15 protein-coding genes are annotated in these 13,114 nt (G+C 67.1%); 4 read left to right on the top strand and 11 right to left on the bottom strand.

The window, feature by feature from the left end; all coding sequences use genetic code 11:
* Positions 1 to 34: 34 nt before the first annotated feature.
* The 3 genes from CR918_RS21135 to CR918_RS07545 all read right to left on the bottom strand — a co-directional run bounded on the left by CR918_RS21135 (position 35) and on the right by CR918_RS07545 (position 2,060).
* Positions 35 to 172: a hypothetical protein gene (locus CR918_RS21135; RefSeq protein WP_164745120.1), complete on the bottom strand. Its 138-nt coding sequence runs from the start codon at positions 170 to 172 to the stop codon at positions 35 to 37.
* Positions 173 to 310: 138 nt separating this feature from the next.
* Positions 311 to 1,261, bottom strand: coding sequence for a DMT family transporter (locus CR918_RS07550; protein WP_088100681.1), 951 nt, complete (start codon positions 1,259 to 1,261; stop codon positions 311 to 313).
* Between the two features lie 67 nt (positions 1,262 to 1,328).
* A complete protein-coding gene (locus tag CR918_RS07545) occupies positions 1,329 to 2,060 on the bottom strand; it encodes a helix-turn-helix transcriptional regulator (RefSeq protein WP_099842372.1) in 732 nt (243 codons plus the stop codon).
* A gap of 81 nt (positions 2,061 to 2,141) precedes the next feature.
* On the opposite strand from CR918_RS07545, the gene CR918_RS07540 reads away from it, so the two are divergent.
* Positions 2,142 to 2,921 (top strand): DUF6491 family protein, encoded by a 780-nt coding sequence (locus CR918_RS07540; RefSeq protein WP_099842371.1) that lies wholly within the window; start codon positions 2,142 to 2,144, stop codon positions 2,919 to 2,921.
* On the opposite strand, the gene CR918_RS07535 is transcribed toward CR918_RS07540, so the two are convergent.
* From CR918_RS07535 to CR918_RS07525, 3 genes are all read right to left on the bottom strand, one after another.
* Positions 2,918 to 3,970 (bottom strand): linear amide C-N hydrolase, encoded by a 1,053-nt coding sequence (locus tag CR918_RS07535; protein ID WP_099842370.1) that lies wholly within the window; start codon positions 3,968 to 3,970, stop codon positions 2,918 to 2,920. The genes CR918_RS07540 and CR918_RS07535 overlap by 4 nt on opposite strands.
* A gap of 63 nt (positions 3,971 to 4,033) precedes the next feature.
* Positions 4,034 to 4,447, bottom strand: coding sequence for a DUF6691 family protein (locus CR918_RS07530; RefSeq protein WP_099842369.1), 414 nt, complete (start codon positions 4,445 to 4,447; stop codon positions 4,034 to 4,036).
* Positions 4,444 to 4,881 carry a YeeE/YedE family protein gene (locus tag CR918_RS07525; RefSeq protein WP_099783801.1) on the bottom strand — a complete coding sequence of 146 codons (438 nt, stop codon included), beginning with the start codon at positions 4,879 to 4,881 and terminating at the stop codon, positions 4,444 to 4,446. The genes CR918_RS07530 and CR918_RS07525 overlap by 4 nt, the downstream gene beginning before the upstream one ends.
* A 117-nt stretch (positions 4,882 to 4,998) precedes the next feature.
* On the opposite strand from CR918_RS07525, the gene CR918_RS07520 reads away from it, so the two are divergent.
* Positions 4,999 to 5,286: an ArsR/SmtB family transcription factor gene (locus tag CR918_RS07520; protein ID WP_099844277.1), complete on the top strand. Its 288-nt coding sequence runs from the start codon at positions 4,999 to 5,001 to the stop codon at positions 5,284 to 5,286.
* A gap of 3 nt (positions 5,287 to 5,289) precedes the next feature.
* Here CR918_RS07520 and CR918_RS07515 read toward each other — a convergent pair whose 3' ends face one another.
* From CR918_RS07515 to CR918_RS07495, 5 genes are all read right to left on the bottom strand, one after another.
* The gene (locus CR918_RS07515; protein ID WP_033830961.1) at positions 5,290 to 5,718 is read right to left on the bottom strand and encodes a BLUF domain-containing protein; all 429 of its coding nucleotides are present in this window, start codon (positions 5,716 to 5,718) and stop codon (positions 5,290 to 5,292) included.
* A gap of 82 nt (positions 5,719 to 5,800) precedes the next feature.
* Positions 5,801 to 6,940 carry a hybrid sensor histidine kinase/response regulator gene (locus tag CR918_RS07510; protein WP_025874868.1) on the bottom strand — a complete coding sequence of 380 codons (1,140 nt, stop codon included), beginning with the start codon at positions 6,938 to 6,940 and terminating at the stop codon, positions 5,801 to 5,803.
* The gene (locus CR918_RS07505; protein WP_080148964.1) at positions 6,937 to 7,512 is read right to left on the bottom strand and encodes a chemotaxis protein CheB; all 576 of its coding nucleotides are present in this window, start codon (positions 7,510 to 7,512) and stop codon (positions 6,937 to 6,939) included. Before CR918_RS07505 ends, CR918_RS07510 begins: the two co-directional genes overlap by 4 nt.
* A complete protein-coding gene (locus CR918_RS07500) occupies positions 7,512 to 8,336 on the bottom strand; it encodes a CheR family methyltransferase (RefSeq protein WP_032951761.1) in 825 nt (274 codons plus the stop codon). The genes CR918_RS07505 and CR918_RS07500 overlap by 1 nt, the downstream gene beginning before the upstream one ends.
* Positions 8,333 to 11,431 (bottom strand): response regulator, encoded by a 3,099-nt coding sequence (locus CR918_RS07495; protein WP_099783799.1) that lies wholly within the window; start codon positions 11,429 to 11,431, stop codon positions 8,333 to 8,335. Before CR918_RS07495 ends, CR918_RS07500 begins: the two co-directional genes overlap by 4 nt.
* 151 nt (positions 11,432 to 11,582) lie before the next feature.
* Between CR918_RS07495 and CR918_RS07490 the strand changes: the two genes are divergently transcribed.
* Complete coding sequence (locus CR918_RS07490; RefSeq protein ID WP_415847015.1) at positions 11,583 to 12,737, top strand: two-component system sensor histidine kinase NtrB; 1,155 nt, start codon at positions 11,583 to 11,585, stop codon at positions 12,735 to 12,737.
* Positions 12,734 to 13,093, top strand: coding sequence for a response regulator (locus CR918_RS07485; RefSeq protein WP_025874874.1), 360 nt, complete (start codon positions 12,734 to 12,736; stop codon positions 13,091 to 13,093). The genes CR918_RS07490 and CR918_RS07485 overlap by 4 nt, the downstream gene beginning before the upstream one ends.
* Positions 13,094 to 13,114: the final 21 nt, after the last annotated feature.

Genomic DNA, 13,114 nt, shown 5'->3' with positions numbered 1-13,114 from the left:
CACCTGGATGGTGCGGGGCCGTTGTTTTCGGGAGTTACACGAAGACGACGGGCCGCACCAGGGCAGTGGTGACGGTGGTGGTGGTAATGGTGGTGGTGATGGCGACCGGCGCAGTCGAACGGCCCGCGGTAGCGGGGGCGATCAGGCGGGCGTTGGCGGCATCAAGGACCATGGCCTACAGAAAACACCGCCGCGATGGTTGCTGTCAAGTGTTGCGGCGCAATATTTCTTTGCGGCGATCATCGGCCAACGTGCCGGCATTTGGTTGCAACTGAGACAAACGGGTGATCGTCGGCCTCAGTGCGTCGATTTAGCCGACATGTTCGGTGATTGCGCGCGGCGTGCGATGCGCATGCGCGCACAACAGCACCCCGCCCACCAGCAGCACGATCGCCAGCAGTTCCAGCAGGCTGGGCCAGCGCCGCTGCCAGGCGAAGGCGTACAGCAGCGCGAACAGGGTCTCGAACACGATCATCTGCCCGGTCAGGGTCAGCGGCAGCAGGCGACTGGCCCGGTTCCAGAACGCATTGCCGAGGATCGAGGCGACCACCGCCACGCCGGCGCTGATGGCCCAGAACCCACCCCATTGCGCAGCCGTATGCGCCTGGTTGTGTCCACTGAACGCCATCGGCACCAGCAGCAGCGACAACCCGCCGGTGGTGACGCCGGTCAGCAGTGACCAGTCGTGGCTGGAAAGGTCGGGCCGCCGCGACAGCCAGCGGCTGTTGCCGATGGAATACAGCGCCCACGAGAACAACGCACCGAACGCGCACAGCAGGCCGATCAGGCGTTGCCGCCAAGGCGTGCCCAGATGCTCGGACATCAGCGCCTCCCAGCCGACCATCGCTACGCCGAGCACGCACAGCGCCAGCGCCGGCAGCAGCTGCTTCAACGGCACCGCACCCTGCTCGCGCACGCCCACCAGGGTGACCACGACCGGAATCAGGCCGACAATCAACGAAGCAGCGGCGCCACCGGCCCACTGCACCGCCGTGGCCAACAGCAGGAAGTACACCAGGTTGCCGGCCAGGCTCAGCCACAACAGGCCGATCCACTCGGCGCGACCGAGCATCGGCGCCAGCCGCTTCCAGCGCGGCAGCAGCAGCACCACGGCGATCAGGCCATAGACCAGGTAGCGGCCGGCGGAAAGCTGCAGGGCATTGAACGTGCTCAACACGGCGGGCGCGAGGAAGACCACGCCCCACAGCGCACCGGCGGCGATGCCATTGGCGATGCCCAGGGCAATCGGGTTGTTGCGCATTGCAGGTTCACAGCAAGAACGGGCCGCGCAGTGTAAGCGGCCCCTTGCCGACCGGTCTTGACCGAGGCTACTGCCGGTTCGCTTCCGCAGCGTTGGGTGTGGCTCGCCGCCATGCCGCCGGCGTCTGCCCGCATTCGCGGCGCAGCGCACGGGTCAGTGCACTCTGCTCGGAATACCCTGCGGCCAGTGCGATATCGCTGATCGATGCCGGGCTGACCCGCAACTGGTGCTTGGCCCAGCGCAGGCGGCTGGCACTGAGCCACGCCTGCGGGCTGAGCCCGAACTCACGCCGGAACACCGCATGCAGGCGGCTTTCACTGATGCCGACAAAGGCAGCCATGCGCGCTACCGACCACGCCTGCCCCGGCATCGCCTCGACCACAGCGCACAGGCCCTGCAGGCGCGCACCACTACCGGCAGGCGCGAAGACCCGCAGCAGCTCCGGCAGCAGCTCCGGCAGCAGCGCTGGCACAGGCCGGCCTGTCCGCACCTGGGCAAGCCGCTGCCGCAGCGACAGCGGGAGATGCAGCCAGCGCTGCCGGCACAGGTGCTCCTGGGTCGCGTCATCGAGCACGCCCGGCCCGCAATCGACAATCACGAAACCGTTGGGACCTTCGGCCATCTGGTCGTGCGCTTCGCCGGCCGCCACGAATGCCCCCTGCAGCAGGTCAAGACGGCCGCCCCTGCCCTCCATCTCGAACTGCAGCTCACCCTGCAGCGGCAGCACCCACTGCGCATAGCCGTGGCGATCCAGGCCGGTGGCCTGACCGTAGTGCCGTAGATGGAAGATGGCGCCCATCCGAGCAGTCTGCGCGTGTAACACCTGCCGTGCAAACCGCTGCTATAGTCGGCCCGTCATCCAACGCAGGGAGTGCAGGATATGACTTACAGGCACGCACCCATGGTACTGGCCGCCAGCCTCGCGCTGGTGCTCACCGCCACGGCTTCGGCACAGGAACGCATGCCACCGGCCCCGCACTGCATGGACGCTGTCGGCGTCCAGGAAGTGGAGCAGGCATCACCGCGCTCGATCGCGCTGCGCGCCGCCTCCGGCCAAGCCTATCGCATCGACTTCGCCGAGGATTGCCCCGGCGTCCGCGCAGCCACCACGTTGAAGCTGGAAGCACCCGCCGGCTGGGCCTGCGGTCGTCCCAGCGAGCGCGTTGTGGTCGATGGCCACAGCTGTGCCGTCAGTGCAGTCACCCCGGTCCAGGCCCGCGACTATGCCAGCGTGGCCCGCGACAGCGACAGCCTACGCACGGCCACCCTGCCCGCCCTGACGATCCGCCAACGCAAGGATGTCCGTCGCGGCTTCGGCCGCTCGGCCTCGTACTGCTTCGCTACCCGCAACGTGCGTGCCTGGTCGTCCGATCCGCAAGGCATGCTGGTGGAGACCAATCCGCATCGCAATGGCGGCCATCGCTACTACCGCGTCGAACTGGGCAGCCACTGCCGCCAGCTCGACCGCGCGCCGCAGCTGAGCTTCCGCTCCGGCATGCAGAACGGCCTGATCTGCGGCAATCCCGGCGATCACGTCCTCGCCGCCGGGTTTGAAAACGGCGACCTGAGAAGCGACGGGCTGGCGCCATTGCCGCAGTACACCCGCGGCGCCTGCACGATCCAGGCGGTCTACCCGGCCTCCAGCCAGGCGTCGAACTAGCCGTCGACGCCGAGGAAGGTGAACGGTGCGCTGGGCACGAAATGGCCCAGTGCATCGCCGGCGAAGGTATTGCGCTGGTCACGGCCGAGATCGAGCTTGAGCACCTTTCCGCCGAAATCGACCTTGGTCAGGTCGACCCAGAAGGTGTTGGGCGTCAGTGCCGACTCGAAGAAATACAGGCGCCGCTTGTGGTCGGCGACCGTACGCCAGCGGGTGGACGAGATGTTGGGCTCGCCCGGCGTGGTGATGCCGAACGGTACCGACACGTTGCGGATCACGCTGAACACACTGGCCAGCGCCTCCACCGGATCTTCCGCTTTCGGAATCGCGTTGATGTAGAAGGACGCCCGCGCGAAGCGGTCGGCCGAACGGTTGGTGCCCGGCAGCATCACCGTGCCACCGATCTGCTGCCAGTAGCTGTTCAATGCCAGCTGCTGGTCGAAGATCGGCGAATTGGTCATCACCTGGTAGCGCCGATCATGGTGGATCACCTGGCGCCCGCCGATGTATTCGACGATCGCGCTGTCACCCGTGGCGTCGGACAGCGACAGATGCAGCGTCGCCTGGCGGTCCTCGCCCGGCACCTTGTCGGTGACGATCGAGTAAGGTTCGCGCTGCAGCGCGGTCACCGCCTCTTCCACCGTCGCGAAATTATCCAGCACGTACTGCGCCCACAACGAGATGGACAGACCGGGCTTGCCGCTGCGCCGGGCCGGGTACTCCGACTCGACCAGCCACAGCAGGTTGGCGACCAGGCCCTTCTCGTTCATGCCGTCGGTGGTGGAAATGTCATAGCCGGTGGCCACCACGCTGCCGTAGCGTGCAGTCCAGGCGATCGACCCAGGCCCCGCCTTTCCAGTGCGCGCAATGCCACGCGGCAACACGTAGAGATTGGTCGCCACGTCCACTTTCCAGTCCATCGAGCGGGCGGTGATGACATCGCCGTTGTCGCCCAGGTACACCGCGCGCGTGCAGGCCATCGCCGGCATTGCCGCCGTCGCCAGTGCCGCCGCCAGCAACGCGCCGCCTTTCCATTTCATCCGTGCCATGTCGTCCTCCGTTCCCCGGGAAAGGTGATCTGAACCCCGCAACGGTGAGACGAACGTGAAGCCTCAGCGCAGCCAGCGATCATGCAACCAGAAACCGGCAGCCATCGCTGGCACGAACCACAGGGCTTCGCGCGCGCCCACCGCAAACGCGGCCAGCGCGGGCCCCGGGCAATAGCCGACCCAGCCCCAGCCGATACCGAACAGCGCCGCACCCAGCAGCAACCGCGTGTCGACAGTCTGCGCCGTCGGCAGCTCGAAACGTTCGGCGCACCATGGCCGCTGCCGCCGCCGCAGCCAGAATTGACCCAGTGCGCTGACCAGCAGCGCCGACGCCAGCACCCAGGCCAGCGTGGGATCGAAGTCGCCAGCCACATCAAGGAACCCCAGCACGCGACGCGGGTCGGTCATGCCGGCCAGCGCGAGGCCGGCACCGAACAGGCCGCCGGCCACACCTGCCGCCCACAACCTGCGGCTCATGCCAGGCCTCCGCCGTGACGTAGCAGGAACGTGGTGAGCATCGCGCAGGCCATGAACACCAGCACCGCCACCAGCGATCGCCGCGATCCTCGGGCGAGGCCACAGACACCGTGGCCGCTGGTGCAGCCGTTGCCCAGCCGCGTACCCAGGCCCACCAGGACACCGGCAGCGATCAATTGCCAGGCCGGCAGCGCGTCGCGCAGCAAGGCGCGTGGTGGTTGTCCCGTGCCCGCCTGCCAGCTCAGCACCGCCGCAGCAGCCAACATCAGTCCGAGCAGGAAAGCCCAGCGCCAACCACGATCACCACGCGGCGCGGCCGCGGCGCCGGCAGCGATACCGCTGATGCCCGCCACCCGACCGAGCGTGGCCAGCAGCAGCACCGCCGACGCACCGATCAGGCCGCCGCCTGCAATTGCCGCCCATGGCAGGTTCATGCCCTGCCCCTCTGCATCGCGCGCATCGGCTTGCCCTTCAATTTAGATTTCTCTAAATTAGACTTTCCTGAACTACCGGGTCAAGCCGTGCCCAGCATCACCACCGACAGTGCCGCGATGGCTACGCATGCCGCACAAGCGGCCGCCCTGCTGAAATCGCTGGCACACCCGGCGCGACTGCGCGTGTTGTGTCGCCTGGTGGAAGGCGAAGCACCGGTGCCGGAACTGCAGGCCCTGACTGGCCTGAGCGCATCGGCGCTGTCACAGCATCTGGCCGTGCTGCGCAATCTGGAGGTGGTGGCAACGCGGCGGCAGGCACAGGCACTGCACTATCGGCTGCTGGAGGGTCCGGCGCTGGGGGTGCTGCAGGCCTTGCACGCGGCCTACTGCGTCCCGCAGCGTTAGCGGTCAGCCCGCGCTGAGTACCGGCCGCACGACCTCGGCCAACAGATCCACTGCCGTAAGCACGACGCTGTCACCGTTTACCGAGCGGGCGAATCCCGACCAGTCGCCTGCGGAAAGCTGGCGCAGCAGCGCGGCGTCGACCGGCAGCCCGCGCATTGCCCAGTACGGAAACTGGCGCTGGCCCAGCCGGCCACGCGCCAGCTCGACGATATCGACATGGCTGCCGGCCTGCAGGATGCGCTCATAGACCGAATCGATGCCATCAGGCGGGCCTTCGATGTACTGCAGGAAGCGTTCGCCGTCATGCAGCAGCACACCCGTCACCCCTGCCATCTTGTTGAAGCGCGCGGCATCCTCGACCAGCGTCTGCAGACGTGCGGCAGACAGATCCGGCTTGGCCTGGCTGACATAGGCGATGGCACGCAGTGGCATGGAGCTTCCTTTGCAAGAGTGGTGCCACGGTAGCAGTTGCGGACGAGCCCGTCTCAGTTCGCTCACGCGCCAGCTGAAGAATTCAGGAAACCGCCGGACTGCGCAAATCGGATCGACGAGGCAGCAGCGCCTCGAACACCACGTGCCCTGCCTCGTTGCGCGCGCTCAACTGGCCACCATGGGCACGCACGAACTGGTCCACGATGTACAGCCCCAGCCCGAGCCCGTTGCTCTGGTGGAAGCTGGCCTTGAAGGGTTCGAACAGGCGCGGCAGCAACGCCTCATCGACATGGCCGGTGTTGCGTACGCGCAGCGCGACCACCCGTGCATCGCCACCATCGACCTGCACCTGCACCGTCGCATCGGCGCCATGGGTGAGTGCGTTGCCGACCAGGTTGGCGACGATCTGACCAAGGCGATCCATGTCGCCCTGCAGCGTCGAATCGCCACGGACGTCCAGCGCGATCCGATCGCTTCGATGGCCGGCACCGGCCTCGACCAGCACCGCACGCGTCACCTCGGCCAGGTCACAGACGCTGCTCTGCAGGCGCAGGCCACCGCTGCGGATCCGCGAGAAGTCCAGCAGCTGCTCGACCATGCGTGCCATCCGCAGCGTGCTGGCCTCCAGGTAGCTCAGTGTCTGCTGCGCACCGGCATTGTCGTCCGGCAGTTCCAGCGACAGCTTGTCGGCACACAGCAGGATGGCCGACAGCGGCGTGCGCAGGTCGTGGGTCAGCACCGCGGCCATGGTCTCGTTGAGCTTCAACGCGCGCTCCAGCGCTTCGTTGCGCGCCTTCAGCAGCTGCCGCTGCTGGTAGAGCTCGATGAACACATTGACCTTGCTGAGGATCACCTGCGGTGCAACCGGCTTGTGCAGGAAATCCACCGCGCCGGTCTCGTAGCCCTTGAACACCCGCAACGGATCATCCGGCGAGGCGGTCAGGAAGATGATCGGCACATCCCGGCTGCGCTGCGAGCCACGCATCAGCTCGGCCAGCATGAAACCGTCGATCTCCGGCATGTGCACGTCCAGCAGCGCCAGCGCTACCTCATGCTCCAGCAGCAGCTCCAGCGCCTGCGCGCCAGAGTCCGCCAGCAACAGGTTGACGCCCTCGCGGCGCAGCAGCGCCTGCATGGCCACCAGGTTCTGCGGCACGTCGTCGACGATCAGCAGGTTGACCGGCGCCTGCGACTGGGCAGGGTCCGGCGGCAGCAGGTTCATGCAAACAACTCCTTCAGGCGGCGGCACATCAGTTCAAGGGGCAGCACGGCGTCAGCGCCGGCATGCTGCAGGGCAGAGGCCGGCATCATCGATGCCTCGGCCTCCTCGGGGCATTGCAACCAGGCCTGGCCGCCAGCGGCGCGCACGGCGGCCACGCCATCACTGCCATCGCTGCTGGCACCGGTCAGCAGGATCGCCAGCACACCCGTGCCGAACGCGGCTGCGGCCGATTCGAACAGCGGATCGATGGCCGGCCGCGAGAACAGCACCGGTTCGTCCATCGACAATGCGATGGCCTGCGTGTCCTCCACCAGCAGGTGGTAGTCCGGCGGCGCGAACGTCACCGTTCCGGCCTGCAGGGGCTGCTTGTCCTCCGCTTCGCGCAGGGCCAACGTGCAGTACGGCGCCAGCACCTCGGCTATGCGGCTGGAACGGTCGCGCGGCAGGTGCAGCACCACCAGCACCGGCACCGGCAGGGTGGCCGGCAACGCACCCAGCACGATCTGCAGGGCGGCCACGCCACCGGCCGATGCGCCGATCACCACCACGTCAGGGCGGAACATCGCCGCCATCAGGCCACCTTCCGGTACAGGCGGTGCTCCCGCGAACAGGCTTCGAAGGCATCGTGATGGCGACCGAACTGCAGCGACTCCTTGCTGCCCAGGCCGAGGAAGCCGCGATGCACCAGGGCTTCGCGGAACAGGCCCACCGCCCGATCCTGCAGGTCGCGGTTGAAATAGATCAGAACGTTGCGGCACGAGACCAGGTGCACTTCCGAAAACACCGTGTCGGTGGCCAGGCTGTGGTCGGCAAACACCACGTTGCGGCGCAGCTGGCGGTCGAAGACCGCGCCGTCGTAAGCGGTGCTGTAATAGTCCGACAATGAAGCGGTGCCGCCGGCGGCGAGGTAGTTCCGGCTGAACTGGGCCAGGCGGTCGATGCCGTAAGCGCCGGCCTCAGCCGTGGCCAGTGCAGCGGGGTTGATGTCGGTGGCGTAGACGATGCTGCGCTCAAGCAGGCCTTCCTCGTGCAGCAGGATCGCCAGCGACCACACTTCCTCGCCGGTACTGCAGCCGGCCACCCACAGCTTCACCGAGGGATAGGTGCGCAGCACCGGTACCACCTGTTCGCGCATCTGCCGGAAATACTCCGGGTCACGGAACATCTCCGAGACCTGCACGGTGAAGAACTGCATCGCCTGGGCGAACAGCTCCGGCTCGTGCAGCAGCCGATGCTGCAGGTCCGACAGGCGCTCGCACTCGTAGCGCTGCATGGCCTGGCTGACGCGACGGCGCAGCGAGGACACCGCATAGCTGCGGAAGTCGTAGTGGTAGCGCTGGTACAGCGCCTCCAACAGCACCTTCAGCTCCAGGTCGAACAGCGCCTGCTCGTTCATTGCCGCGAGCACCAGACCCGGCACAGCGATACCAGCTTGTCCACGTCGATGGGCTTGGCGATGTAGTCGTTGGCACCGGCCTGCAGGCAGCGTTCACGGTCATCGGGCATGGCCTTGGCGGTCAGCGCGATGATCGGCAGGTCCTGCAGATGGCGCTGCGCGCGGATCTCGCGCATCGCCTGCAGGCCATCCTTCTCCGGCATCATGATGTCCATCAGCACCAGGTCCACCTCGCGCTGGGCCAGGCGGTCGACGGCCTCCTGGCCGTTGCGGGCGATCTCCAGCGTCACCCCCAGCGGCTCCAGCACGCTGGACAGCGCGAAGATGTTGCGCACGTCGTCCTCGGCCAGCAGCACGGTGCGTCCATCGAGCACGGTGTCGCGGCGGCGCGCTTCGCGCAGCAGGCGCTGCTGGTCGCTGGGCAGGTTGGCCTCCACGCTGTGCAGGAACAGCGTCACCTCGTCGAGCAGGCGCTCGGGCGAGCGTGCACCCTTGATGATGATGCTCTTGGAGTAGCGGCGCAGGCGCTGCTCTTCTTCGCGGCTGAGGGCACGGCCGGTGTAGACGATGACCGGCGGGAAGCCGACATCATCGTTGCCTGCCATGTGCTCGAGCAGGTCGTAGCCACTGCCGTCGGGCAGCGACAGGTCCATCACCATGCAGTCGAAGGTGACCGTGCTCAGCTGCTCCACCGCTGCGGCAAGCGTACCGACAGCAGCGATCTGCAGCTGATCGCGGCCCAGCAGCAGTTCCAGGTTGCGGCGCAGATCGTTGTCGTCCTCCACGATCAGCAGGCGCCGCACGTCGCGCTGGCTGGTCTGTTCAAGCTGTTCGATGGCAGCCACCAGGCGCTCGCGCGTGGTCGGCTTGATCGCAAAGCCGATCGCGCCCAGTTCGCGTGCCACCTGGCCGCGGTCCATGCCCGAGACCACATGCACCGGAATGTGCCGGGTGTCGGGGTTGCGCTTGAGCCGTTCGAGCACGGTAAGGCCCGAAACGTCAGGCAGGCCGATGTCCAGCAGGATGCCGTTGGGACGCAGGTCCGCCGCCAGCGCCAGCGCCTCTTCGGCCGTGGTGGCCACCACGCAGTCGAAATCAAGCTCGTGCGCCAGCGTCACCAGGGCTTCGGCAAAGACCGCATCGTCCTCCACGGCCAGGATCAAGCGTCCCGCATGGTGGCGGCGGCCACGGTCATCGGCCACCGCTGCCACCGGCGCGGCACTGGACCGCTGGGCAAGGGGGGCTGGTGCCACGGGGGTGGCGGGTACCGGCTGCACCGGCACCGGCGCTGCGGCGCCTGCGCTGGCCTCGGCTGCCGGCGCGCCCTGCAGGGGCAATTCGAGAATGAAGCAGCTGCCGCGGCCCGGCTCGCTGTCCACCTGGATGTCACCGCCCATGCGCACCGCAAGGTCACGCGAAATCGACAGGCCCAGGCCGGTGCCGCCGTAACGGCGACGGGTGCTGCCATCGGCCTGGCGGAACGCTTCGAAGATCAGCTGCAGCTGGTCGCGTGCAATGCCGATGCCGCTGTCGGCCACTTCGAATCGGATCCGGCCATTGCCGCCGCTGCGAACGTGCAGGCTCACCTTGCCGTGCTCGGTGAACTTGACCGCATTGGCCAGCAGGTTCTTCAGGATCTGCTGCAGGCGCTGGTTGTCGGCCACCAGCTGGCTGGGGGCCAGGCCATCGGACTCGATCTGCAGCGTCAGGCCCTTCTGCCGCGCCATCGGCTCGAAGGTTTCGCGCAGTCGCTGCAGCACGCTGTCGACCACCACCACTTCGTCGGCCAGTTCGACGTGCCCTGCTTCGATGCGCGACAGGTCCAGGATGTCGTTGATCAGCGCCAGCAGGTCGTTGTTCGACGACAGGATCGCGCGGGCGTACTTGACCTGCTCGTCGCTGAGCGAGCCGTCCTTGTTGTCGGCCAGCAGCTTGGCCAGGATCAGCGAACTGTTCAGCGGGGTGCGCAGCTCGTGCGACATGTTGGCCAGGAACTCGGACTTGTAGCGCGAGGTGGCGGCCAGTTCATTGCTGTTGCGCACCAGTTGCCCCTGCGCCACCAGCAGCGCCTGCTTCTGCGCCTCCAGCTCGTGGGTGCGCTCTTCCAGCTGCACGTTGCTCTGTTCCAGCTCGGCCTGCTGCTGTTCCAGATGCGTCTGCGACTGCATCAGGCTGCGGCTCTGCTCTTCCAGCTCCTCGTTGGCCACCCGCAGCTCTTCCTGCTGTGCCTGCAGTTCTTCGCCCTGGCGCTGCGACTCCTCCAGCAGCACCATCAGCTGCCCGCGCAGCATCGAGGTACGCAGGGCCATGCCGATCGTTTCGGCGCAGCGCTCCAGCAGCTCGTCATCCAGCGCCCGCTGTTCGCCAACCGCCGCCCGGCCCAGCTCGAGCACGCCCACGATCGCGCCGTCGCTGCTGACCGGGGCAAGGATCCGTTCACGCACAGGCACGCGCCCCAGGCTGGTCTGCAGCTCCAGCGGAGCCGCTTCATCCCCCTGCAGATGCCGCGCCCGCTGGTCGCGGGCCACCTGCCCTGCCACCCCTTCCTGCAGGCCCAACGTGGCCGGGATACCGTTCGGCAACGCCAGCCCGCCGGTCAGCTGCAGGCGTCCGCCTTCCAGCCGGTAGAGCGCACCGACATCGGCACCCAGCTGGGTCGCCAGCGTCGACACCGCCGCTTCGGCGATCTGTTCCGGCCCGAGCTCACCGCGCAGGCTGAGCGCGACCGCGTTCTCCGCCTCCTGCAGCCACAGCGCACGCATCGCCTCACGTCGCGCCTGGATGGCGCGCGAGGCGATGAGTGCGATCATCAGGAAAGCCGCGCCACCGATCGACCGGTTGACGAACGAGAAGGATGAGTTGTTGCTGGCCGGCGCCACGTTGTAGCCCACCGCCAGCAGCACGCAGGCGCTGACAGCCACCACGAACGGCACCCGGGCGCTGCGCTGGAACACAGTGACGCCGATGGCCATGAAATAGGCCAGCCACACGGCATAGCCCAGGGGTACCACCAGTTCCAGCGCGGCCGTAGCCGCCACCAGTACCGCCGACGTCATCCAGATCCAGCGGTCACGCGTAGTCGCACCAGGACGCATGCAGGTCGGTTCCAGTTTGGAAAAGGGGACTGATGTTACTCCTTGTCGCATTCAGCCGCATACGACCAATGGCACAGGCGTCGCATGCACGCCCTCTTCACACTCCACTGCCTACGTTCTCGTGCCTGACAGAGGTAATACGCATTTCATCGTGGTCGCTGCCGCTTCGACGCCGTCCGTGCTGACGGACCCTTCCCGACAGCTGCGATTGCTGATCGACAGCGTGCGCGACCATGCGCTGTACCTGCTCGATCCCGATGGCATCGTCTGCAGCTGGAATCCCGGCGCCGAACGCATCAAGGGCTACCGGTCGGAAGAAGTCATCGGCACCCACTTTGGACGCTTCTACCTGCCAGCCGATCGCGATGCCGGCGAGCCGCAGCACCTGCTGCGACTGGCGGCGGAAAGCGGACACCATGCCGCCGAAGGCTGGCGGGTGCGCCGTGACGGGTCTCCGTTCCGTGCCAGCGTGGTCATCGAGTCGGTGGTCGAGAACAGCGAGCTCGTGGGCTTCGTCAAGATCACCCGCGACATCACTGAACAGTGGCAGGCGCAACGGCTCCTGCGCGACGCGCAGCGGGCGCTGCGCCAGACCCAGCAGTTCGAGACGGTCGGCCAGCTCAGCCGCGGCCTTGCCCACGAATTCAACAATCTGCTGACCACCATCGTCAATGCGCTGGACCTGCTGTCCGCACGCATGGGCGATGACGAGCGTGCCAACGCCCTGCTCACCACCGCGCAGGCGGCCAGTGATCGTGGCGCACTGCTGACCCGCCAGCTGCTGGCCTTCAGCACCGGGCAGACCCTGATCCGCGAAACGCTGGACATCAATGCGCGGATCCGCGACTGGTTGCCCGCCCTGCAGGCCACCTGCCCTGCCGGCGTCACTCTGGAAACCGCGCTGGCTGCGGACCTGCCTGCCATACTCAGTGATACCGTGCAGCTGCAGACCGCGCTCGCCAACCTGGTCGGCAACGCTGCGGACGCCACCGTTGGTGGCGGCCGGGTATTGATCGCCACCGCGCTGGAACACCGCATGGACCCCGACGCCGACACATCCCGGCAACGGACCTATGTGACGTTGAGCGTCTGCGATGAGGGCCACGGCATGGCCCCGGACATCGCCGAACGCGCGACCGAGCCTTTCTTCACCACCAAGGACATCGGCAAGGGCAGCGGCCTGGGCCTTAGCCAGGTATTCGGATTCACCACCCAGAGCGGCGGCTTCGTAGACGTGTCCACCACGCCCGGTGTTGGCACCACGGTCAGCCTGCTGCTACCCGCCACAGAGGAACCCAACCCATGACCGATGATCCGATCCGCGTACTGATGGTGGAGGACCAGACGGATCTGCGCGAAATGATCGGCCTGGCCCTGCGCGACTTCGGCATCGACGTGGCTACCACGGCCGATGCGCAGGAAGCAGTCGCGCTGCTGCAGGGCGATACGCGTTTCGACGTGGTGTTCAGTGACATCAGCATGCCCAACGGCATGTCGGGCATCGAGCTGAGCGAGCATGTTGCGCGCGACCAGCCGCAGGCGCGGATGATCCTTTCTTCCGGCTACGCACGCTCGCAGTTGCCGCCGCTGCCCGAGCAGGTGGAATTCCTGCCCAAGCCTTACCGGCTGCGGCAGCTGGTGGAGCTGCTCAGGCAGGCCTGAGCCGTTGCCGCCCTGCCAGGC

Origin of the sequence: Stenotrophomonas indicatrix, assembly GCF_002750975.1 — a bacterium.
In the GTDB taxonomy this organism is placed as follows: domain Bacteria; phylum Pseudomonadota; class Gammaproteobacteria; order Xanthomonadales; family Xanthomonadaceae; genus Stenotrophomonas; species Stenotrophomonas indicatrix.
Note: the sequence above shows the minus strand (reverse complement) of the source record. Positions and strands in the feature narration are given on the sequence as shown.